Source organism: Rahnella sp. R3(2024) (assembly GCF_042920125.1).
Taxonomy (GTDB): domain Bacteria; phylum Pseudomonadota; class Gammaproteobacteria; order Enterobacterales; family Enterobacteriaceae; genus Rahnella; species Rahnella rivi.
This window is the reverse complement of record NZ_JBHGBU010000001.1, coordinates 1552966-1575138: the sequence shown is the minus strand read 5'-3', so window position 1 is coordinate 1575138 and position 22173 is coordinate 1552966. Positions and strand designations below refer to the sequence as shown.

Genomic DNA, 22173 nt, shown 5'->3' with positions numbered 1-22173 from the left:
GCTCGGAAAAGTAATTGCATTTATAATTTATTATATATTTGAGTTTGCATTTGCACCATTAATTATATTTGGGTCAATGCTTTGCATTATGTATATCGAGCCGTGGCCGATGAAATTTGTAGGTATAATAACCTGGCTCGTGTTTTTATACGTCTTGTACAAAGTGATTGATAAATTCACAGGCAGTGGAAAACGTGATAATTAACTTTAAAGGATATAATATGTCAGTTCCCGCTTATTTATTTCTGAAGGATGAAAATAATTCTCCGATTATCGGCGGCTCTTTGGTTTCTGGCCGCGTGGGTGCCATTGAGTTGAAATCTTTTGCTCACCACCTGTCTATACCGCGCTCTCACAAATAATCTGGTACTGAAATCTGCAACAATAAAGATGTATCAGATAGTGGATTCAGGCATGGAACATGAGTATTTCAATATTTTGCTAGAGAATGTGAAGATCACTGCGATCACTGCGATCACTCCTACGCTCCATCCTGGCGGCACAACGGGAACGCATCTGGAAAACATTCAGCTACGCTATGAGGCGATTACCTGGAAGCACTGCGACGGTAATATCACACATAAGGACAGATGGAATGAGAGGGCCACAGCGTAGCGTTGCCTGACAAGCTCCTCCTCGCTCAGTTGGAGGGGATCGTCATCGGCGTTATATCAATGGAAATAAGTTTTGATAAACTTCACTGAAAATAAGACAGGTAAAATAACGAATGGTCGTGATATCCGCCCATTCGTTATTCCTGAGTAATGTTATGACTTGCGCGTATTTTGTAGATCGTTACGACGGTTCACCCAGGTGTTAATCAGCAGGGTGATGATCAGAATCGAAGCAATCACACCCAGCGAAACGCCGACCGGAATATGGAACACGTCGAGCAACAGCATCTTGATACCGATGAAAATCAGGATCACCGCCAGACCGTATTTCAGCATCGAGAAACGTTCCGCCACGCCCGCCAGCAGGAAGTACATCGCACGCAGGCCGAGGATGGCAAACAGGTTAGACGTCAGCACGATGAACGGGTCGGTCGTCACGGCGAAGATGGCCGGAATACTGTCGACCGCGAAAATCACGTCGCTCAGTTCCACCATAATCAGCACCAGCAGCAGCGGTGTGGCGAACAGAATGCCGTTACGGCGTATAAAGAATTTCTCACCGTGCAATTCGTCGGTCATGCGCATTTTGCTGCGCAGCCAGCGGATCACCGGCTTCTCGCCCACCTCGCCGTCATCTTCTTTGGTCAGCGCCATTTTAATCCCGGTGAACAGCAGAAACGCACCGAACACGTACAAAATCCAGCTGAACTGACCCACCAGCCAGCTGCCCGCGAAAATCATGCCGGTACGCAGTACGATCGCACCCAGCACGCCGTAGATCAGCACGCGGCGTTGCAGGTTGGCCGGAATGGAGAAGTAGCTGAACAGGATCAACCAGACGAAGACGTTATCCACCGCCAGCGCTTTTTCCAGCAGGTAGCCGGTCAGGAACATCGTGGCCTGGGCGTCTGCGACTTCGCGTCCAAACTCGCCGTTGAGATACCACCAGAAGCCGACGTTAAATAACAACGACAGGCCAATCCACACCAGCGACCAGACAGCGGCGCTTTTCATGGTCATGACCTGCGCGCCTTTGCGGCCCTGCAACAGCAGATCGAACGCGAGCATAATCACCACAACAACGGCAAATGCGCCCCATAACATCGGGTTGCCTACTGAATTCATCATTACGTTGTCCTCCGAAAAACATCAAAAAAAAACGGCCAGCGTCGGAAGACGTTAGCCGCTCTCTCTGAGCTGTAAGCAAACCTCGCCATCCGGCAAGGTCTCACTTACAACGAGATGTATTCATCCAAAGAATACGATTCTGGTTGCCCCGGTAACCGGGTGACTGAGACAGCGCTGCTGTGAGCGCGGGTCCAGACACCGTAATGACGATTATCCGACGAAGAAGTTACTCCCCTTTGCGATCCAAAAATTAATTCAAAGTGTAACTGCTGTCAACATTTTGACATATCTTTGCACTTTATCCCGCCAGTGCCTGTCGCTTACCCAAGGCACCCACGAACGCCCGCAGCAAACCCTGACTGAGCGGTGTTTCGCTAAGTTGCTGAGCCTGATGGGCAAAGTCTACACGTTCGTCTTCGGCGATCGAGCTCAGCCAGGTCAGATAGGTCTTCATCACCGCCAGACTGAATTCCGGATGGAACTGCGTGCTGATGGCGTTCGGGCCGTAGCGCAAAATCTGATGCGGATCGTGCTGCGTTTTCGCCAGCACCGTTGCCGTCGCGGGCGGAGTGATCACGGTTTGCAGGTGGATCAGGTTCGCCGCGAACTGCGCCGGAAGCTGCGATACCAGCGGATCAAGATGTCCGGCAGGCGTCAGTGTGACTTCATGCGTACCGAGTTCAATGCCCTGCGGATGGTAATCCACCTCGCCGCCCAGCGCGTAGGCCATCAGCTGATGACCGTAGCAGGCACCAAACATCGGCAATTCCTGCAACATCCCGAGGCGTACCCAGTCCGCCGCTTCTTCGCTCCACGCCAGATGCTCCGTCACCATGCTGCGCGAACCGGTAATGATCGCTCCGCAATAGTGTTCCGGCGGCAGCGGGCGCTCACCGGCCTGTAAATCGACAATCACCACCTGCTGCGCGTCGATATTGCCCTGACGAATAAACATCTGCGGGAAATTATCGTGCGCCCGACGGACAGGCTCCGGCGCGTGGCCGGTTTGCAAAATCAACAACGGCTTCAGACTGGGTGCGGTCATCTGTGACTCCCGAATGGGTGATAATCGTTAAGGCTGATGGTCGGCAGGGAACACCACCCCGGTCTGACGGCGGATTTCCGTCAGCACTTTGGCAGTGATACGCGAGACTTCCAGCCCCGGATGCGCGACAAACTGGTTATCCACCAGAATCGCAAACGTTTCTGCTTCATACAGCATGGTGTTGATGTGCTGTGGCTGCGTCAGATCCAGCTTCTGGCTGCCTCGCGGCGTCAGGCTCAGCGTCTGGCATTCGGAAATTTTTTCCATTTGCAGCGTCCCTTCCTCACCCTGAATCTCGCTTGGCAGATGAGAGTCGCTGATTTTGGAATGGTTAATGACCACGACGAAGTCATCGGCATAAGACAAGATCACCGTCCCCTGGCCGTCGACACCGCTTTCCAGCAAGGTGGCGGTGGCATTGATGGACAACGGTTCGCCAAACAGCGCCACGGCACTGGCCAGGCAGTAATAGCCGATATCCATGATCGAGCCGTTGGAAAACGCCGGGTTAAAGGTGTTTGGATTTTCACCCGCCAGATAACGCGGATAACGCGATGAATACTGGCAGTAATTCAGAATGGCTTTACGCAATTTACCGATGCGGTTCAGCGCCCCTTTCATGTGCAGGAAGTTCGGCAGGTACGCCGTTTTAAACGCTTCAAACAGCACCACGTTGTTCTCTTTCGCACAGGCCATCAGGCTTTCAACCTCACGCAGATTAGAGGCCAGCGGCTTTTCACACATCACGTGTTTTTTATGGCTGAGGAACAGCAGAGACTGTGCGTAATGCAATGAATTCGGGCTGGCGATGTAGACCGCGTCAATCAGGTCAGACGCCGCCATTTCTTCAAGAGAATCAAAATAGTGCCCGACCGGATAATCCTCGCCCAGCTTTTTGGCACCTTCCAGCGTGCGTGAATAAATCGCCGTGAGCTTCATTTTTCCGCTCTCGTGCGCGGCATCAATAAAACGTTGGGTGATCCAGTTGGTGCCGACGACAGCAAAGCGAATCATGCGTGTTCCCTATTGGTAGGTTAATTATTGATACAACTTGCCGAATATTTCCAGATGCGTCAGATACATGCGCGTGTCGAATTCTAACTGATGATAGTCGGGCGTCATATGACAGCACAGGCTATAGAAGGCTTTGTTGTGATCTTTCTCTTTAAGATGCGCCAGCTCGTGCACCACGATCATTTTCAGAAAAGCTTCCGGCGCGCTTTTAAACACCGTCGCCACGCGGATTTCCGCTTTGGCTTTCAGCTTGCCGCCCTGAATACGCGAAATCGCCGTATGCAGGCCGAGCGCGTGCTTCATCACGTGGATTTTATTGTCGTAGGCCACTTTGCTTAACGGTGATGAACTGCGCAAAAACTGATTTTTCAGGTCCAGCGTATACTGATAGAGCGATTTATCGGTGGTCAGCTCGTGCGGTTGCGGATACCGCGTCAGCAAGACTTTACCTAAACGTTCCTGGTCGATTAACTGACGCACCTGAGCCTGAAGGTGCTCGGGATAGCCTTGCAGATAGGTCAATTCAGGCATAACTGTTTGCTTTGTCTCTTATTGACGGGGAAAAGATGCCGTAACGATAAACGTGGATTTTAGCGCGATCGCTGGGATCCGGCAGATAAACCCCTTTTTAACTGAAAAAACATTTTACTGATAGCCCAATTTAGGGGATAAACAGCGCAAATTGAATATTGAGGAGGGCCAATGAGCCAATTCGAAACCGAAGTAGGTGGGCAGTTACTGCAACTGGATCTGGAACGTTATCCGCAGGACGAAGCGGCAACGCAGTTGCAGGCATGGGAAGCTGCTGATGAATATCTGCTGCAAACCCTGAACACCGGTGAGCTCAATGGCCGTCCGCTGCTGATTTTCAACGATGCTTTTGGCACGCTGGCGTGCGCATTGCAGGCGTTCAGTCCCACCAGCATCAATGACTCTTTCATGAGCCAGCTGGCCACGCGCCACAACTTGCGTCTGAACGGTTTTGACGAAGACGCCGTGGCAGCGCAAAGCAGCCTGGTGCCGTTGCCGATCAATCCGGGGCTGGTCATCATCAAGGTGCCAAAAACGCTGGCGCTGCTGGAACAGCAATTGCTGGCCCTGCGCGAAGTCGTGACGCCGGACACCCAGATTATCGCCGGGGCGAAAGCCCGTGATATCCACACCTCCACGCTGCAACTGTTTGAAAAAATCCTCGGCCCGACCAAAACCAGTCTGGCGTGGAAAAAAGCGCGTCTGATCCATTGCGAAGCCACCTTGCCAGCACAGGCCGCCGAACCGGTGATCGCCGAATGGGCGCTGGACGACAGTGAATTCCGTATCTCCAACCACGCGAACGTGTTCTCGCGCGGCGGTCTGGATATCGGTGCGCGTTTCTTCATGCAACATTTGCCGGAAGGCATTGAAGGACGCATGGTGGATTTAGGCTGCGGTAACGGCGTCATCGGTATGACAGCCCTGGCACTGAACCCGGACGCGGAAATGCTGTTCGTCGATGAATCCTACATGGCGGTGGAATCAAGCCGTATCAACGTCGAAAACAACTTGCCGCAGGATGTCAGCCGCTGTCATTTCGAAGTGAACAACATGCTGGCCGGTGTTGAACGCGAAACCCTGGACGCGGTGCTGTGTAACCCGCCATTCCATCAGGGCACGGTCGTCAGCGATGACACCGCCTGGCGCATGTTCTGCGATGCCAAACGTTGCCTGCAAACCGGCGGCGAACTGCGCATCGTCGGCAACCGTCATCTGGATTACTACCAGAAACTGCGTCGCCTGTTCGGTAACTGCACGACTATCGCCACCAACCAGAAATTCGTCATTCTGCGCGCGGTGAAAACGGCGTCGCATCACTGATTGATGCCTTAGCCTGAAGTCTTGAAATAAAAAAGCCGCTCACGCGGCTTTTTTTTCGTCTGTGATTCTCCAGGGCGGTTGTCTACATGTTCAGTGCCAGCCGCGTGCCCTGATCGATTGCCCGACGTGCATCCAGCTCGACGGCGATGTCTGCGCCGCCAATCAGATGCACGGTTTTACCCGCCGCCTGTAATGGCTGATACAAGGCCCGCTGCGGCTCCTGTCCGGCGCAGATAATCACGTTATCCACTTCCAGACATACCGGCTGACCGTTCATGACAAGGTGCAAACCTGCGTCGTCGATGCGCTCGTAACTCACGCCGCTTTGCATTTTCACGCCTCGCTGCAACAGGCTGGCGCGGTGGATCCAGCCGGTGGTTTTGCCCAGTCCTGCGCCGACTTTAGTGGTTTTGCGTTGCAGCAACACGATATCCCGCGCGGCGGGTTCCGGCTGCGGGCCAGACGGCGCCAGCCCGCCACGGTACGTCAGGCTCTGGTCGATCCCCCATTCGTGGCTGAAGGCCTGAGCACTCAGGCTCGACGACGGGCCGTTATGTATCAGGTATTCGGCAGTATCAAAACCAATGCCGCCTGCGCCGATAATGGCGACGCGCTGGCCGACCGGTTTTTTATCCCGCAACACGTCGAGATAGGTCAGTACGCACGGATGATCTATGCCCGCAATGTCCGGCAGGCGCGGTGAAATACCGCAGGCGAGGATCACTTCGTCATAGCCGGTCAGCTGGCTGGCGCTGACGGTTTCGCCGAGGCGCAGCGTCACGCCAAGCAGCGTCAGCTGGCGCGAGTAATAGCGTAACGTCTGATAAAACTCTTCTTTGCCGGGGATCTGTTTGGCGACATTAAATTGCCCGCCGATTTCATTGTGTGCGTCGAACAGGGTGACGTGATGCCCGCGGCTGGCGGCAGTGGTGGCAAAGGCCAGCCCGGCGGGGCCCGAACCGACGACGGCCAGGCGTTTGGGGACCTGCGCGCGGATCACCGGCAACTGCGTTTCCCGGCAGGCGCGCGGATTCACCAGACAGGACGTCACTTCGCCAGCGAAAATCTGATCCAGACAGGCCTGATTGCAGCCGATGCAGGTATTGATTTCATCAGCCCGGCCCTGTGCGGCTTTTTCCACAAACGCCGGATCGGCGAGGAACGGGCGCGCCATCGACACCATGTCCGCGCAGCCTTCGGCGAGAATTTTCTCAGCCACGTCGGGGTCATTGATACGGTTGGTGGTGATGAGCGGAATGCCGACTTTGCCCATCAGTTTTTGCGTCACCCAGCTGAACGCGGCGCGCGGCACCATGGTGGCGATGGTCGGGATCCGCGCTTCGTGCCAGCCGATACCGGTGTTGATGATGCTCGCGCCCGCCTGTTCAATGCGCTGCGCCAGCGTTTCGACTTCCAGCCAGTCCGAGCCTTCTTCGACCAGATCCAGCATGGATAAGCGATAAATAATGATGAATGCCTGCCCGCAGGTTTCACGCACGCGGCGCACGGCTTCGATAGCAAAACGCATCCGGTTTTCAGCCGAACCGCCCCAGCGGTCGCTGCGCTGATTGGTTCTGGCGGCCAGAAACTGATTAATCAGATAACCTTCCGAGCCCATAATTTCCACGCCGTCATAACCTGACGCCTTCGCCAGCGCTGCGCAGCGCGCGAAATCTTCCAGCGTTGCCTCGATCTCTTCTTCGCTCAACGCATGGGGCGTAAAACGGTTAATCGGTGCCTGCAGGGCAGAAGGTGCGACCGGATTTGGCTGATAGCTGTAGCGTCCGGCATGCAGGATTTGCAGCGCGATTTTCCCCCCGGCGGCGTGCACCGCACGGGTCACCACGCGGTGGTGGGTGATGTGTTGCTGTTCGGCAAGGATCGAACCGCCCTGATAAACCACGCCCTGCGCATTGGGCGAAATACCGCCGGTCACGATAAGCCCGACGCCCGCTGCGGCCCGCTCGGCATAAAAAGCCGCCAGCCGTTCCGGTCCGTCTTCCAGCTCTTCAAGACCGGTGTGCATGGATCCCATCAGCACGCGGTTTTTCAGCTGCGTAAAGCCTAAATCCAGCGGCGCCAGCAGGTGCGGATAAAACAGCGAAGCGGGTTCAGTCATGGAATTCTCTTAAGTGGTCGGAGGAGATGAATTCAATTTAGCGGGTGGCGGAAGAATTGGAAAGCGGGCGCGCCATGATTGTGACGTGTATCACTGTGGCAAAACGGAAAGGTTTTATTAACTCTTCCTCATATTATTAATCAGGTTTATTTAATTAACAGATTATTACTGAGGAGGCGAACGAGTGCTTTTTTGCGGGGGAAATCATTATTTCACTGTTTTTACACAACATTGATTGATTGCAGGTTGTTTATTTTTAACATTTTTTTATTGAATTTCGTGCATTAGGAATATTCTTATAAAAACACCTCGAATCGATTCAGTTCGGGTTAGAGCTGGACTAGGCTGGAGCTGCTTCACCCTAAAATTCAATTCTAACCTGGATATATACTATGAATCTTATTGACCATACAGCCTGCCGTCCGTTTACCGAAGCCGGGCATTTGTCGCAAATTGCTGCCTATTATGAAGAAGGCCGTAATGTCATGTGGATGATGCTCAGGTCTTATCCACGTCCTTGTTTTAATCAGGAGCTTATTGAAGACATCATGACACTGACCTACGCCGCGAAAGCGTCGGGGCTGCGTTTCGACTTTTGGGTCACCGGCTCGCTGGTCCCCAATATGTACAACGTCGGTGGCGATCTCAGCTTCTTTGTCGATTCCATCGTAAACAACAAGCGCGAAGCATTGCGCGCTTACGCCAGAGCCTGTGTGGACTGCGTACACGCCGCCGCGCGTGGGTTCGATGTCGGTGCCATCAGTTTGTCGATGATTGAAGGAACGGCGCTGGGAGGCGGGTTTGAAGCGGCACTGGCGCACCATTACGTGCTGGCACAGAACACGGCCAGGATGGGGTTTCCTGAAATCGCGTTTAACCTGTTCCCCGGTATGGGGGGCTATTCGCTGGTATCACGTAAAGCCGGGATGCGGCTCGCGGAGGAACTGATCACTACCGGCGAATCGCATACGGCGGAATGGTTCGAAAGCCGGGGCCTGGTGGATGTCCTGTTCCAGCCCGGTGAGGCGTTCAACGCCACGCGTACCTTTATGGATACGTTGCGGCCAAAACTTAACGGGATACGTGCGATGCTCCGCGCACGCCAGCGTGTATTGCAGCTGTCGCGTTCGGAACTGATGGATATCACGGAGGATTGGGTGGATGCGGCATTTACGCTGGAGGAGAAAGATCTGAGTTACATGGAGCGGCTGGTCATGCTGCAAAACCGGCATACGGCGTCATTGCGTAAAACCGGCTAGCAGCAAACAGAAAAAGCCCGTCACTGGTGCTATTTCTGTTTGGCTTTATGTTTAAACACATTGGGTGAAGCAACGTTTTTATCATCAAGCCAGTGCTCGAGTTCCGTTGCGGGCATTGGCTTGGCGTAAAGAAAACCTTGTTTGCTGTCCACGCCAATTTCGTCGATCAGCTTTTCTTCTTCCGCCGTTTCAACCCCTTCTGCCACCACCGTCAGTTGCAACGTTTTTGCCACCGCAACAATGGCCCGCACCAGCGCCTGAGACACCGGATTGTCATTGATTCCCCGCACAAAACTTTGATCGAGTTTGATGCAGTCCAGCGGGATGCGTGCCAGTTGTGACAACGAAGAATACCCGGTGCCAAAGTCATCCAGATGCACCTGCGCGCCCAGCTTATGTAACTGATTAATCATGGTGACCGCTGCGCCTTCGTCTTCCACCAGGCAACTTTCTGTCAGCTCAAAATCCAGCAAACAGCCTTTCATGCCTGACGCTTTCATGGCCTCTGCCAGCGTGGTGATGAACGACCCGTTATTGAGCTGACGCCCGGAAAGATTAACCGCCACGCGCAGGTTGAGGCCTTTTTTCTGCCATTCTGTCGCCTGACGGGTAGCGGTTTCGATGACCCATTTTCCAAGCGGCGTGATAAGCCCGGACTCTTCAGCGTAGGGAATGAAACTTTGCGGCTGAATCAGCCCGCGCTCCGGGGACTGCCAGCGCAGCAGCGCTTCGACGCTGTTGACGGCGCCGTACAGCGACACTTTCGGCTGGTAATACAGCACCAGCTGATCTTTTTCCGCCAGCGCTTTACGCAGATGGGTGTCCAGCCACATGTATTCCGCCGCTTTCTGATTCATTTCCACAGAGAATACGCAGTGCGAGTTTTTGCCCTTTTCCTTCGCCACGTACATGGCGGTATCGGCATTTTGCAGCAGGGTATCGCCGTCGGTGCCATGTTCCGGGCAAATGGCAATACCCCCGGAACAGCCGGTGTAGACTTCAATCAGCCCGATACGAAACGACATACTCAGACGGTGTAAAACACGCTGACTCAGCGCTTCCATCGTTTTGATTTCAGCATTTGAGCTGAGAATGATGAATTCATCGCCGCCAAGACGGGCCAGTTTATCGTTGGCTGAAAGGCAATCCTGAATCGCATCTGACACTGCGCGCAGCAGGTGGTCGCCGAACATATGCCCGTAGGCGTCGTTAACTTTTTTGAAGTTGTCGAGATCGAGGTAAATCAGCCCGACTTTCGTGTCACCCCGGTCTTTCAGCGCCGTCGCCAGAGATTCCTGCAACGCGTTACGATTCGCGAAACCGGTAACAAGATCGGTGTTTGCCAGCACGCGTAAACGCTCCTGCGCTTTACGTTCGTCGGTGATGTCTGAGCCTGAGCAGATCAGAAATTTTTGCTGCTTGCCGCTGCCGCTGTGAACGAATTTATTGCGAAACAGGAACAGCCGCTGGCCTTTGACGGTATTGATCCAGCGTTCGACTTCGTAGGATTGCTGGTTCTGAAAGAAACTGCTGATGTTCTGACGTGAGGCCAGACCTTCTTCCATCGACATGAATAAATCGTAGGCGCTGCGCCCGATAACATCCTCTTCACGCAGGCCGGTGTACTCTTCGCTCAGCCGGTTAAAACGGTGGATTTTGCCTTCCTGATCGATAATGACGATCACGGAATTGGCTTCGGAAACGACCTGCTCTGCAAAGGTCAGTCCGACCTCTAAATCGTGCGCGACGGACTCGGTGTCCTGATAGGCCGACGCAGTGCCCGCCCAGACCTGACCATCAATTTTTCGGCCCACCAGAAACAGGCGCACCTGTGATCCGAACAGCGTGATGTCCAGCGTAAAACTTGAGGTAATCCCGGTCAGTTGTCTGATCTTTCCTGCCTGCCATTGGGTCAGGGAGATCGCCACGTTGACGATGCCTTTCTCAGCAGATAACTCCAGCGCGTTGCTGTCTGAACCCAGTCGCCAGTATGGGCGGGGCGTACCAAAATGCAGGTACAGGATGGAGGCATCTTGTGAGTCGACCATGGAATGTTTCTCCGCAAAGAACGCAAAACGCCGTCTGCGCAGTGACCTGGCGACAGTCAGCACAGACGGAGCTTACTCTGTTGAGCCCACTCGCAACGCTCCGCATCCGGCGGATAAAGGCAAAAGGGCATAACACATTGAAATTAAGGTTAGCAACTGTCCGTTATATATCCAGTTTACGGGCAGAAATTGCCGCCCAGTGCTGACGACACACGTTGCCGGATGCCGTCAGCACTGAGGGGCTTTTGACCGATCTCCGGGCGAGCATGCCGCCCGAAGATCGCTTTCGAGATTACTTCAGCAGGAAGCTGGTTTGTTTGACGTTTTCTGAATCCAGCCCAACGAAGACGTTGAACTTGCCAGGCTCGGAAGCCCATTTCAGCTGATCATTGTAGAAACGCAGATCCTGTTCGTTCACTGTAAAGGTGACGACTTTTTGCTCACCCGGCTGCAACTCGATTTTCTCGAAGTTTTTCAGCTGCTTGACCGGACGGCTGATCGACGCGGTGACGTCCTGCAAATACAGCTGCACGATGGTCGCGCCGCTGCGTTTACCGGTATTTTTCACCGTCACGCTGGCGGTCAGCGGGTGTTTGGCATCCATGGTGGTGGAAGACAGGCTGACGTCAGAGACGCTGAAGTCGGTATAGCTCAGACCATAACCGAACGGGAACAGCGGGCCGTTAGTGATATCAAAATAGCGGGTGGTGTATTTATCCGGATGCTGTGGATTAAACGGACGCCCTGTATTAAGGAAGCTGTAATACAGCGGGATCTGGCCCACTGCGCGCGGGAAGGTCATCGGCAATTTGCCTGACGGGTTGTAAGCGCCAAACAGCACGTCAGCAATCGCGTGGCCGCCTTCGGTGCCGCTGAACCAGGTTTCCAGCATCGCGTCGGAGATTTCATTTTCCCATGACAGCGTCAGCGGACGGCCATTCATCAGAACAATGACCAGCGGTTTGCCAGTCGCTTTCAGGGCTTTCAGTAAGTCGCGCTGGCTTTGCGGGATGTTCAGTTCAGAACGGCTGGACGCCTCGTGCGCCATACCTTGCGCCTCACCAACGACCGCGACCACAACGTCAGATTTTTCAGCGGTTTTCACTGCTTCATCAATCATTTCCTGCGGTTTACGTGTGTCGTTGATCACCTGCTTGTCGTAAGAGTTGAGGAAATCCACCATGGCCTGATCGTCAGTGACGTTAGCGCCGCGTGCATAAAGAACGTTGCCTTTATCGCCGAGCACATCTTTCATGCCCTGCAGGACGGTGACCGCCTGAGCCGCTTTACCGGCGGCAGACCAGCTGCCCATGACGTCACGTTTGCTGTCAGCCAGCGGTCCGATCACGGCGATGGTGCCCGCTTTCTGCAACGGTAATGTCTGATTGTTGTTTTTCAGCAGCACCAGCGAGGTTCGCGCCACTTCGCGCGCTTCGTTGCGGTGCAGGCGGCTTTCGGCGTTGGTATCTGCCGGGTCGCTCGACTGTGGGCCTAAATGACGGTACTCATCCACAAACAGGCCCATGTCCCATTTTGCGGCCAGTACGTCACGCACCGCACGGTCGATATCATTCTGGCTGACCATGCCGTCAGCGAGCAGGCCTTTCAGATACTTGCCGTACATGTTATCCGCCATGTCCATATCGACACCGGCTTTCAATGCCATGGCCGCCGCCTGACGATCGTCTTCGGCTACGCCGTGTTTGACCAGGCCGCCGATAGCGCCGTGGTCGCTGACGGTCAGGCCTTTGAATTGCCAGTCGTCACGCAGAATGTCTTTTAAAAGCCAGGTGTTGGAGGTGGCAGGCGTGCCGTTGATACTGTTCAGCGCCACCATCACACCGCCCGCACCCGCATCGACAGCGGCTTTGTACGGTGGCATGTAGTCGTTGAACATACGCGTCAGACTCATATCCACGGTGTTGTATTCCCGGCCGCCTTCGACAGCGCCGTACAACGCGTAGTGTTTGACGTTTGCCATCACAGCGTCAGGGGCAGACGGGTCTTTGCCCTGATAACCGGTAACCATTTCATGCGCAAGGCGTGAAGTGAGATAGGTGTCTTCACCGAAACCTTCGGAAACACGGCCCCAGCGTGGATCGCGGGTCACATCTACCATCGGCGAGAACGTCATGTTCAGGCCATCGGCTGCGGTTTCTTTTGCAGAAATGCGTGCGCTGGTGGCCACGGCCTGCATGTCCCAGCTGGCTGCCAGACCGAGGCTGATCGGGAAAATAGTGCGCTGGCCGTGTACCACGTCATACGCATAGAAAGGAGGGATTTTCAGGCGGCTGTTTTTCACCTCATCCTGAAGGCGGCGGATATCGGGTTTGGTCACGGTATTAAATACGCCACCGACTTTGCCGTCGCGAATATCGGCCATGATCGCTTCTTTCGGATAATCAGTCCCGACGGTCACCAGATTCAACTGACCAATTTTTTCATCAAGGGTCATTTTTTTCATCAGATCAGCAATGAACGCGTTGCGCTCTTTTACCTGATTCTGAGGTATACCCGCCGTTTCTACTGCCAGAGCAGAAGCAGAACTTACCAGTAGCACAAACGCGCCGAGCATGTGATGCGTATTCATCGGAATTCCTTCAGCCATAAGCAGGGATGCCAAAACAGAGAAAATTCAGCAGCCTGAAGCAAACAAATCAATGATCATTCTAAGAAAAGTATAGTGTGAGAATCTAATACGACCCTTCAACTATTAGCAATCAATAGTTTTATCGTGCGGCACATTATCTTTTACCTGTGGAGACAGATCGCAATTTACAGGTAATCGGGCAGATGGCTACTAAAAGACGTTCGATATACCCCGCAATTTCAGACAATTAGGATTAGATGACAAATCGGTTCAGTAATGAGCGATGAAATAGCGCGGGAAGGGAGATTTTTGCACAATGAGCCGGGCAGAGCGTGATGCTCAGCCCGGAAAAAGCCGATCAATCTGTCAGGCAGGAATCAATAATAAAACGGCATTAATAATAGAACGGCATATCGGTGGGGGTTTTACTCATCACATCGAAGAAAACGTCTTTGGTCATTGACCAGAATTGCGCAATGGCAGCGGCGTTGTAAGTCATGCCCATCAGGCTCATGACAAAGAAACAGGTCACCGTCAGGCCAAGACCGCTACAGACGAAAGCCATGGTGTTGCGGCTCGACTGGCGGCACAGAATATTGAGCTGGCTGGTGCAGAACATCAAAAAAGCGCTCAGCAATTCCCAGCGCATCATGACTATTCCGGCAGTTAACGTTCCCATTGATAAAATCCTTACTCACTACAGCCGGTTGCACGATGCCAAAATCAGCCGCAAAGGCTGTTTAAACAAGGTGGGCAATGGGCTTACTGAAAAAATGAAGAAACACAATAATGTGATGTATGTCACATTATATCATCAGATTTTCGTCATGAGCAGGGGCGATGAGCAAAAATTGCTCGCTAATGCATTTTATGTATAACGCACAGCTGATTCATGGCCGTGCGTTATTAAAGGCGGGAATGAGGTAAAGGAATTACGCGCCGTAGCCCATCACCTGCAACAGATGCTGAGCCTGCTGCACAGCTTCCTGGCGGTGTGCGACGCCGAGTTTTTGATACAGGTTACGGATATGCGTTTTGATGGTGGTGGACGCCACATCCAGCTCACCGGCGATCTGATCATTGCTGTAACCGGAATAGATCAGCCCCAGTACCTGCCACTCGCGCTGGGTCAGCGGGCTGGTGCGAATGAGTTCCGGCACCTGCGGGTGGGTCAGCAGCTTATTAACGAAGCCTTCGTCGAAATGTGCAAACTTGTGGCGGTGATGCTGGTTAATCTCGCGCAGGATTTGCTGGGCGCGGCGCTGTTCCAGCTCGGGCAGCAAATTAAGCTGAATCAGCTGACGAAGTTGCTGCGCCATCATTTCGCCTTCGATGACGAAGTGGCTGACAAAGCCGGTGCGGTTCGCCAGCCCGAGCGCTTCGATCAGGACTTTCTGCGCGTCGCTTTTGCGCCCGGTATGCCAGTACAGCAGATTACTCAGCAGCAGATTGCGGTTCAGATCGCTGGTCAGACGCAGCTGGCGGGCGTTCTGGTTCAGTTCATCCAGCACCACTTCGGCTTCATCAAACTTCTCCAGCAAAATCTGCACGCGGGCAATATTGCGCCACTGGCCCTGCTGGAAATGGTTGTCCGCCATGTCCGGTTTTCTGGCCTGTTGCAGCCATTGTCGCGCGGCGGCTTTATCGCCGATCATCTGCCAGTAAATCACCCGTGGCTTGTCGGTGTTGGTCAGCCAGTCAATATGGTACTGACCGGTTTTAAGCAGGGCCTCGCAGCGCTGTAAATGGTGGTGCGCGTTGTCGAGCTGGCCGCGCGCCAGCGAGCATTTCGCCAGCATCGCCAGACATTGCAACTGCTGCTGCGGCTGGAAATTGGTCAGCACGTTGAGCCCTTCACGGGCGGCCTCTTCGGCATCGTCAAGCCGCGACCACGACCACAATAACTGTGACCGCAGACGCAGCAGGAATTCATGCATCGGTAACTGTTCGAGATGTTGCTCGCGCACCAGTTCAAACGCGCGATCCTGCATTTCATAGGCCGCCTGCAAATAGCCCTGAGCAATCAGGATTTCACTCTGTTGCAGCAGCGCCCATAACGCGTAGTGATAAGCTTCGTACCGGCGGGCGATCTGTTCAGTTTGCTGCATCAGCGGCAGCGCGCGGGTGAGATCGCCTTTGCAGTGCTGAATCTCACCGGTGACTGAGGTGGCGACGATGCGGCTGTAATAGCTTTCATACGGCAGGAAACGCAGGGCATCGGCGGCCAGTTTTTCCGCCTCATCCTGACGGCCATCGTTGATCGCCACCTGCGCGCGCAGGGCGTCGAACTCGGCGGTCATGTCCTGCTCCATCACAATGCTGCGCTGTTGCATTTCACTTTCCGCGCGCACCAGCAGGGTTTCCACTTCGGCATAACGATGCTGACTTTGTGCCAGCCAGGCCTGCAACAGGACCAGCTTGGGATTTTGGATCAGGCGCTCATACGGCAGCGCGTTCAGACACTCTTCCAGCAAGGCCAGTTCGCTTTGATTAAACAGCGCCCAGGCGTGTTGCAGCAGAATATCCCGCAGCATATCGGTGTCTTCGGCTCCCAGCGCGTGATGAATGGCTTCGGCGGGGAAGCCTTGCGCCAGCCAGCCTTCGGCAGCCGCACGATGAATGGCGGGCAGTTCAGCCGCCAGTTCCCACTGGCAGCGCTGACGCAGGAAGGTGGCAAACAAAGGGTGGAAGTTAAACCATTCGCCCGTGTCATCCATGCGATGGATGAATAATCCCTGGCGCTCTAATTCTTCCAGACGCTGCTGGCCGTTGTCTCCGCCGGTCAGACGCACAATCAGCGCGTCATTCATTGAGCGCAGCAGCGAGCAGCGCAGCAGGAAATCACGCGTCGGCGCATCCACGCGATCCAGCACTTCATCCACCAGATACTCGGATAAATGGCTGGCATTCAGCCCGGCAAGTTTACGGGCGGATTGCTGAGTTGACTGCTGGGCAGGCGTGGTGGACTGGCGCGCTGAGAGCGCAATCAGTTGCAGCGCGGTGGCCCAGCCCGCGACGTCATCACACAGACGGCTGCTGTCAGCCTGATCGATCGGATCCCTGAGACGGCAGTCGAAGAATTGTTGTGTTTCGGGATGGGTAAAGGCCAGATGGGAAGCGTTCAGCTCCAGCAACTGGTCGCGCACGCGCAGGTTCGCGATGCCCAGCGGTGGCAGGGTACGGGAGAGCACCACCAGCGACATATTCTCCGGCTGATGGCGCAGGAAAAAGCGCATGCCCTCATGAATGGCATCGTTCGAAATCAGATGGTAGTCGTCGATCACCAGCAACAGCGGGCGGTGCCAGTCGGAAAGCTCCACGAACAGTTGCCCGAACAACGCGGACAAACTGGCGTACTGATGCTTCTGGCTCAAGGCTTCGCTCTTCACGCAATGACCGCCGCAGGCCTGCTGAACGGCGGCGATCAGGTAGCTGGCAAAACGCTCCGGCTGATTGTCGCTTTCATCCAGAGAATACCAGCCCAGATCGCTTTTACCCGCCGCCCAGTGTGCCACCAGCGTCGTTTTCCCATAGCCCGCCGGGCTGGCGACCAGGGTCAGACGATAATTAGGCGCAGTCGAGAGTTTCGTCAGCAGACGATCGCGAACCACAGTATTTTGCTGCCGCACCGGGCGGCTCAGTTTTGACGGGATCAGCATTTTTTTCGATTCTTTTGACGATAATCTGGGGGCGGCTTAATTATTTCACAGCGTGTAATTAATCACTTTTCCTAAAGTCCTCCTTTGAAACATTGATTGCAAGAATGTTACGTCTTTACATGCCGTTAAGTTGCTCTGCATCACACTTCTTAATACAAATTTTCCGCCGTTCGCCCTGACCCCCTGTCTCCTCCGGCTACGCCCCGTTTCTCCTCCCCGCCTAATCTGTGACGGGATGATGCCGCTCACCGACACAAGCGTCAGCATAGTGATAATCAACATCAGACTTCCCTACAAATTCCCGGATAAAGAGGCATGTGATGCAGGTGACTTTGGATAAAACGCAGTTTTTAGCCGCGCTGAAACGCCAGTGGCAGGGGTTCGGTTTACAACAGGCGCAGGACATGACGCCGCATCAGTGGTGGCAGGCCACCAGTGCCGCGTTATCCGAGCAACTCAGTGCGCAGCCGGTGCCCGCAGCGACAAAGCAGCCGCAGCGGCACGTGAACTATATTTCGATGGAGTTCCTGATCGGGCGCCTGACCGCGAATAACCTGATCAACCTCGGCTGGTATGACACCGTGCAACAGGCGCTGAAAGAGCAGGGCGTTGAGCTGGCCGATGTGCTGGAGCAGGAAACCGATCCGGCGCTGGGCAATGGCGGATTAGGCCGTCTGGCGGCCTGTTTCCTCGATTCAATGGCGACCGTCGGGCAACCGGCGACCGGCTACGGCCTGAATTATCAGTACGGGTTATTCCGCCAGTCGTTCAGCGAAGGCAAACAACAGGAAGCGCCGGACAACTGGCACCGGGAAAGTTACCCGTGGTTCAGCCACAACAGCTCACTGTCGGTTGATGTCGCCTTTGGCGGCAAGCTGACCAAGAACGAAAAGGGCGAAGAACAATGGCATCCGGCGTTTACCCTGCGCGGTGAAGCCTGGGATCTGCCGGTGGTCGGTTACAAAAATGGCGTCACCCAGCCGCTGCGTTTGTGGCAGGCGACTGACGTACATCCGTTTGATCTGACCCTGTTCAACGACGGTGAATTTCTGAAAGCGGAGCAAAAAGGCATTGATGCCGCGAAGCTCACCAAAGTGCTGTATCCGAATGACAACCACGATGCCGGTAAACGCCTGCGCCTGATGCAGCAGTATTTCCAGTGTGCCTGTTCGGTCGCCGACATCCTGCGCCGCCATCATTTCCTGGGGCGCAAAATTCAGGATCTGCCGAAATTCGAAGTCATCCAGCTCAACGACACGCATCCGACCATCGCTATTCCGGAGCTGCTGCGTATTTTGCTCGACGAACACCAGCTGGACTGGGACGCCGCCTGGGCGATCACCAGCCAGACTTTCGCCTACACCAATCACACGCTGATGCCGGAAGCGCTGGAATGCTGGGATGAAAAACTGGTCCGCAGCCTGCTGCCGCGCCACTTCTCGCTGATCAAAGCCATCAACGCCCGCTTCAAAAAAGTGGTCGAAAAACAGTGGCCGGGCGATAAAGCCGTCTGGGAAAAACTGTCTGTTCACCAGAACAAACAAGTGCGCATGGCGAACCTGTGCGTGGTCAGCGGTTTTGCGGTGAACGGCGTGGCGGCGCTGCATTCTGAACTGGTGGTCAAGGACCTGTTCCCGGAATATCACCAGCTGTGGCCGAACAAATTCCACAATGTCACCAACGGCATCACGCCGCGTCGCTGGCTGAAACAGTGTAATCCGGCGCTGTCATCGCTGATTGATGAGACGCTGAAAACCGAGTGGGTGAACGATCTCGATGCCCTGAAAGGGCTGGAAGGTTTCGCCGACGATAAAAAATTCCGCCAGCGTTATCAGGATATTAAGCGCCAGAACAAAATCAAACTGGCGGATTACGTGAAAAACGTCATGGGGCTGACGCTCAACCCTGACGCGATTTTCGATGTGCAGATCAAACGCCTGCACGAATACAAACGCCAGCATCTGAACCTGCTGCACATTCTGTCGCTGTACCGCCAGCTGCGCGATAACCCGGAAATGGACATGGTGCCGCGTGTGTTCCTGTTCGGCGCGAAAGCGGCACCGGGTTATTACCTGGCGAAAAACATCATTTACGCCATCAATAAAGTGGCGGAAAAAGTGAATAACGATCCGCTGGTGCGTGATCGCATCAAAGTGGTGTTTATCCCGGATTACCGCGTCTCCGTGGCTGAACTGATGATCCCGGCCGCCGATGTTTCCGAGCAAATATCTACTGCCGGGAAAGAAGCCTCCGGCACCGGCAACATGAAGCTGGCGCTGAACGGCGCACTGACCGTCGGTACGCTCGACGGCGCGAACGTCGAAATTGCCGAAGAAGTCGGCGAAGACAATATCTTCATCTTCGGGAATACCGTTGATCAGGTCAAAGCACTGCAGGCAAAAGGCTACGATCCGCTGAAGATCCGCAAGAAAGACAAGCATCTGGATAAGATCCTCAAAGAACTGGAAAACGGCTTCTTCAGCGAGGGCGACAAACAGGCGTTCAGCCTGATGCTCGACAGTTTGCTCGGCGGCGGCGATCCTTATCTGGTGCTGGCCGATTTCGCGGATTACTGCGCGGCGCAGCAAAAAATCGATGCCCTGTATCGCGATCAGCAGGAATGGACGCGTAAAACCATTCTCAACACAGCCCGCGTAGGGATGTTCAGTTCCGACCGCTCGATCCGCGATTATCAGCAGCGGATCTGGCAGGCGAAGCGATAAGGAGCCCGCATGGAGAACAAAGCACTGGAGCAGGCCGCCAGGGAGGCGGGAATTTCCTCTGGTTTTATTAACGCGCACGGCAAGCAGCAGGCGATTGCCGCTGAAACCAAGCGCGAGCTGTTATCGGCGATGGGCTGGGTGGCAGAACGCCACCCGGCCGTCACGCCGGTGCCGTTGGTGAAAGTGTTCGTCACCGGCAGCCGTCTGGCGTTGCCGGTGGGGGGAGACGGTGAATACGGCTGGACGCTGCGCCTGGAAAGCGGAGCCACTTCTCACGGGCGCGTGAGCGGAAAAATGACGCTGGCGCTGCCGGGGAAAATTCCCACCGGTTATCACCAGCTGACGCTGACGCAGGACGCACAGCAGTGGGATTGCCGGGTTATTGTGGCGCCGAAACGCTGTTACGAACCGGACGCTTTGCTGGCCGGTAAAAAACTGTGGGGCGCCTGCGTGCAGCTTTATACGCTGCGTTCGGAAAATAACTGGGGTATCGGCGATTTCGGCGATCTTAACGTCTTACTGAAAAACGTCGCTGAACGCGGCGGGGCGTTTGTCGGCCTGAACCCGATCCACGCACTGTATCCGGCCAATCCGGTGGCGGCCAGCCCGTACAGCCCGTCGTCCCGCCGCTGGCTGAACGTCATTTATATCGACGTCGGCGCAGTGGACGATTTCAGGCTGAGCGACGCCGCGCAGCAGTGGTGGCATCAGCCGCTGACGCAGCAACGTTTGCAGGCCGTTCGCGCCAATGACTGGGTCGATTACGCCGGTGTGATGCCGCTGAAACTGGAAGGTTTACGGCTGGCGTACGCCCATTTTCTTGGCCGGAAAACGCAGGATCCGCAGGTGAAATCCCTGGCGAATTTCGTCAAACAGGGTGGTGAAAGTCTGTATCTTCAGGCGGCGTTTGATGCGCTGTACGAGCATCTGGCGAAAGAAACCGATGTGGCCCTGGGCTGGAACCGCTGGCCGGAGAAATATCACAATGCACGCGGGCCAGCCGTGCGGGCATTTTGCGAACAACATGCGCAAGATGTGGAGTTTTATCTGTGGCTGCAATGGCTGGCGGAAACCCAGTTCGCCCGTTGTTATCACACCAGCCAGCAGCAGGATATGCCGATGGGGTTGTACCGCGACCTGGCGGTCGGCGTCGTCGAAGGCGGATCCGAAACCTGGGGTGATGGCGAACTCTATTGTCTGAAAGCCTCGGTCGGCGCACCGCCGGATATTCTCGGCCCGCTCGGTCAGAACTGGGATCTGCGTCCGATGGATCCTCACGTGATGGTCAGGCGCGGCTATCAGCCGTTTATCGATCTGCTGCGTTCCAACATGACCAGCTGCGGCGCATTGCGTATCGATCACGTGATGACGTTGCTGCGCCTGTGGTGGATCCCGGCCGGTGAAACGGCGGATAAAGGCGCGTACGTGCAATATCCGGTGGACGATCTGCTGGCGATTTTAGCGCTGGAAAGCCAGCGTCACCGCTGCATGGTGATCGGCGAAGATCTGGGCACGGTACCGGTGGAGATCGTCAGTAAGCTGCGTGAAAGCGGCGTCTATTCCTACAAAGTGCTGTATTTCGAGCGCGATGAGGAAAACAACTTCCGCGCGCCGCAGTCGTATCCGGTGCAGGCGATGGCAACCATCACCACACACGACCTGCCGACGCTGCGCGGATACTGGCAAAGCGATGATCTGGCGCTGGGCAAAACCCTGGGGTTGTACCGCGATGACGCAGTTTTAGAAGAGCTGTACGCCGACCGCGCCCGTGCGCGTCAGGGTCTGCTCGACGGGCTGCATCATTACGACTGCATCCCGAAGAAAACCGGGCGTAAAGCCGCGCTGATGGAGATGACCCCGGTGCTTAACCGTGGCCTGCAACGCTACGTCGCCGACAGCGCCTGTGCCCTGCTCGGCCTGCAACCGGAAGACTGGCTGGACATGGACGCACCGGTCAACGTACCCGGCACCAGCGACGAATACCCGAACTGGCGTCGCAAGCTTTCCCACACGCTCGAAGAGATGTTTGCCGACGAGCAGGTGAATAAGCTGATCAAAGACCTCGATAAACGCCGCCGGAAAGTGTCGGTGAGCTGAAGTTGAGAGAAGGATCAAGAAAG

The 22173-nt window shown here is 54.9% G+C and carries 13 protein-coding genes and 1 pseudogene; 5 read left to right on the top strand and 9 right to left on the bottom strand.

All coding sequences use genetic code 11. The features are described 5' to 3' along the window. Positions 1 to 221 precede the first annotated feature (221 nt). Positions 222 to 615: pseudogene (locus ABSH60_RS07020) on the top strand (Hcp family type VI secretion system effector). Between the two features lie 152 nt (positions 616 to 767). Here the strand turns inward: ABSH60_RS07020 and ABSH60_RS07015 are convergent. The 4 genes from ABSH60_RS07015 to ABSH60_RS07000 form a co-directional block, all read right to left on the bottom strand. Beyond that, on the bottom strand, positions 768 to 1742 hold the full coding sequence (locus ABSH60_RS07015) for a TerC family protein (protein ID WP_305775599.1): 975 nt from the start codon (positions 1740 to 1742) through the stop codon (positions 768 to 770). Positions 1743 to 2040: 298 nt separating this feature from the next. Continuing rightward, positions 2041 to 2787, bottom strand: a complete 747-nt coding sequence (locus tag ABSH60_RS07010) for a glutamine amidotransferase (RefSeq protein ID WP_390973320.1) — start codon at positions 2785 to 2787, stop codon at positions 2041 to 2043. Between the two features lie 27 nt (positions 2788 to 2814). Beyond that, the gene (locus ABSH60_RS07005) at positions 2815 to 3801 is read right to left on the bottom strand and encodes a Gfo/Idh/MocA family protein (RefSeq protein WP_056782396.1); all 987 of its coding nucleotides are present in this window, start codon (positions 3799 to 3801) and stop codon (positions 2815 to 2817) included. 24 nt (positions 3802 to 3825) lie between these two features. Then, on the bottom strand, positions 3826 to 4332 hold the full coding sequence (locus ABSH60_RS07000) for a M48 family metallopeptidase (protein WP_056782395.1): 507 nt from the start codon (positions 4330 to 4332) through the stop codon (positions 3826 to 3828). Between the two features lie 171 nt (positions 4333 to 4503). Between ABSH60_RS07000 and rlmG the strand changes: the two genes are divergently transcribed. Then, the gene (gene rlmG / locus ABSH60_RS06995; RefSeq protein ID WP_056782394.1) at positions 4504 to 5655 is read left to right on the top strand and encodes a 23S rRNA (guanine(1835)-N(2))-methyltransferase RlmG; all 1152 of its coding nucleotides are present in this window, start codon (positions 4504 to 4506) and stop codon (positions 5653 to 5655) included. Positions 5656 to 5737: 82 nt separating this feature from the next. Here the strand turns inward: rlmG and ABSH60_RS06990 are convergent, their stop codons facing one another. Next, positions 5738 to 7774 carry an FAD-dependent oxidoreductase gene (locus tag ABSH60_RS06990; protein ID WP_390973318.1) on the bottom strand — a complete coding sequence of 679 codons (2037 nt, stop codon included), beginning with the start codon at positions 7772 to 7774 and terminating at the stop codon, positions 5738 to 5740. Positions 7775 to 8166: 392 nt separating this feature from the next. Between ABSH60_RS06990 and ABSH60_RS06985 the strand changes: the two genes are divergently transcribed. Then, positions 8167 to 9033: a crotonase/enoyl-CoA hydratase family protein gene (locus ABSH60_RS06985; RefSeq protein WP_056782392.1), complete on the top strand. Its 867-nt coding sequence runs from the start codon at positions 8167 to 8169 to the stop codon at positions 9031 to 9033. 29 nt (positions 9034 to 9062) lie between these two features. On the opposite strand, the gene pdeR is transcribed toward ABSH60_RS06985, so the two are convergent. The 4 genes from pdeR to malT all read right to left on the bottom strand — a co-directional run bounded on the left by pdeR (position 9063) and on the right by malT (position 17330). Continuing rightward, complete coding sequence (gene pdeR / locus ABSH60_RS06980; protein WP_390973316.1) at positions 9063 to 11081, bottom strand: cyclic di-GMP phosphodiesterase; 2019 nt, start codon at positions 11079 to 11081, stop codon at positions 9063 to 9065. A gap of 292 nt (positions 11082 to 11373) precedes the next feature. Further along, the gene (gene bglX, locus ABSH60_RS06975; protein WP_390973314.1) at positions 11374 to 13671 is read right to left on the bottom strand and encodes a beta-glucosidase BglX; all 2298 of its coding nucleotides are present in this window, start codon (positions 13669 to 13671) and stop codon (positions 11374 to 11376) included. 394 nt (positions 13672 to 14065) lie between these two features. After that, the gene (locus tag ABSH60_RS06970) at positions 14066 to 14350 is read right to left on the bottom strand and encodes a YjcB family protein (protein ID WP_056782389.1); all 285 of its coding nucleotides are present in this window, start codon (positions 14348 to 14350) and stop codon (positions 14066 to 14068) included. Between the two features lie 253 nt (positions 14351 to 14603). Further along, the gene (gene malT, locus ABSH60_RS06965) at positions 14604 to 17330 is read right to left on the bottom strand and encodes an HTH-type transcriptional regulator MalT (RefSeq protein WP_056782388.1); all 2727 of its coding nucleotides are present in this window, start codon (positions 17328 to 17330) and stop codon (positions 14604 to 14606) included. Between the two features lie 320 nt (positions 17331 to 17650). On the opposite strand from malT, the gene malP reads away from it, so the two are divergent. Continuing rightward, positions 17651 to 20053, top strand: coding sequence for a maltodextrin phosphorylase (gene malP, locus ABSH60_RS06960; RefSeq protein WP_390973311.1), 2403 nt, complete (start codon positions 17651 to 17653; stop codon positions 20051 to 20053). A 9-nt stretch (positions 20054 to 20062) separates the two neighbouring features. Then, the gene (malQ, locus tag ABSH60_RS06955; protein WP_056782386.1) at positions 20063 to 22150 is read left to right on the top strand and encodes a 4-alpha-glucanotransferase; all 2088 of its coding nucleotides are present in this window, start codon (positions 20063 to 20065) and stop codon (positions 22148 to 22150) included. Positions 22151 to 22173: the final 23 nt, after the last annotated feature.

Bases quoted from the DNA above. Each gene is read 5' to 3' on its own strand.
- pdeR (WP_390973316.1), bottom strand. From the start codon at position 11,081: ATGGTCGACTCACAAGATGCCTCCATCCTGTACCTGCATTTTGGTACG.
- ABSH60_RS06985 (WP_056782392.1), top strand. From the start codon at position 8,167: ATGAATCTTATTGACCATACAGCCTGCCGTCCGTTTACCGAAGCCGGG.
- ABSH60_RS06990 (WP_390973318.1), bottom strand. From the start codon at position 7,774: ATGACTGAACCCGCTTCGCTGTTTTATCCGCACCTGCTGGCGCCGCTG.
- malP (WP_390973311.1), top strand. From the start codon at position 17,651: ATGCAGGTGACTTTGGATAAAACGCAGTTTTTAGCCGCGCTGAAACGC.
- rlmG (WP_056782394.1), top strand. From the start codon at position 4,504: ATGAGCCAATTCGAAACCGAAGTAGGTGGGCAGTTACTGCAACTGGAT.
- ABSH60_RS07005 (WP_056782396.1), bottom strand. From the start codon at position 3,801: ATGATTCGCTTTGCTGTCGTCGGCACCAACTGGATCACCCAACGTTTT.
- malQ (WP_056782386.1), top strand. From the start codon at position 20,063: ATGGAGAACAAAGCACTGGAGCAGGCCGCCAGGGAGGCGGGAATTTCC.
- bglX (WP_390973314.1), bottom strand. From the start codon at position 13,671: ATGAATACGCATCACATGCTCGGCGCGTTTGTGCTACTGGTAAGTTCT.
- ABSH60_RS07000 (WP_056782395.1), bottom strand. From the start codon at position 4,332: ATGCCTGAATTGACCTATCTGCAAGGCTATCCCGAGCACCTTCAGGCT.
- malT (WP_056782388.1), bottom strand. From the start codon at position 17,330: ATGCTGATCCCGTCAAAACTGAGCCGCCCGGTGCGGCAGCAAAATACT.
- ABSH60_RS07010 (WP_390973320.1), bottom strand. From the start codon at position 2,787: ATGACCGCACCCAGTCTGAAGCCGTTGTTGATTTTGCAAACCGGCCAC.
- ABSH60_RS06970 (WP_056782389.1), bottom strand. From the start codon at position 14,350: ATGGGAACGTTAACTGCCGGAATAGTCATGATGCGCTGGGAATTGCTG.
- ABSH60_RS07015 (WP_305775599.1), bottom strand. From the start codon at position 1,742: ATGATGAATTCAGTAGGCAACCCGATGTTATGGGGCGCATTTGCCGTT.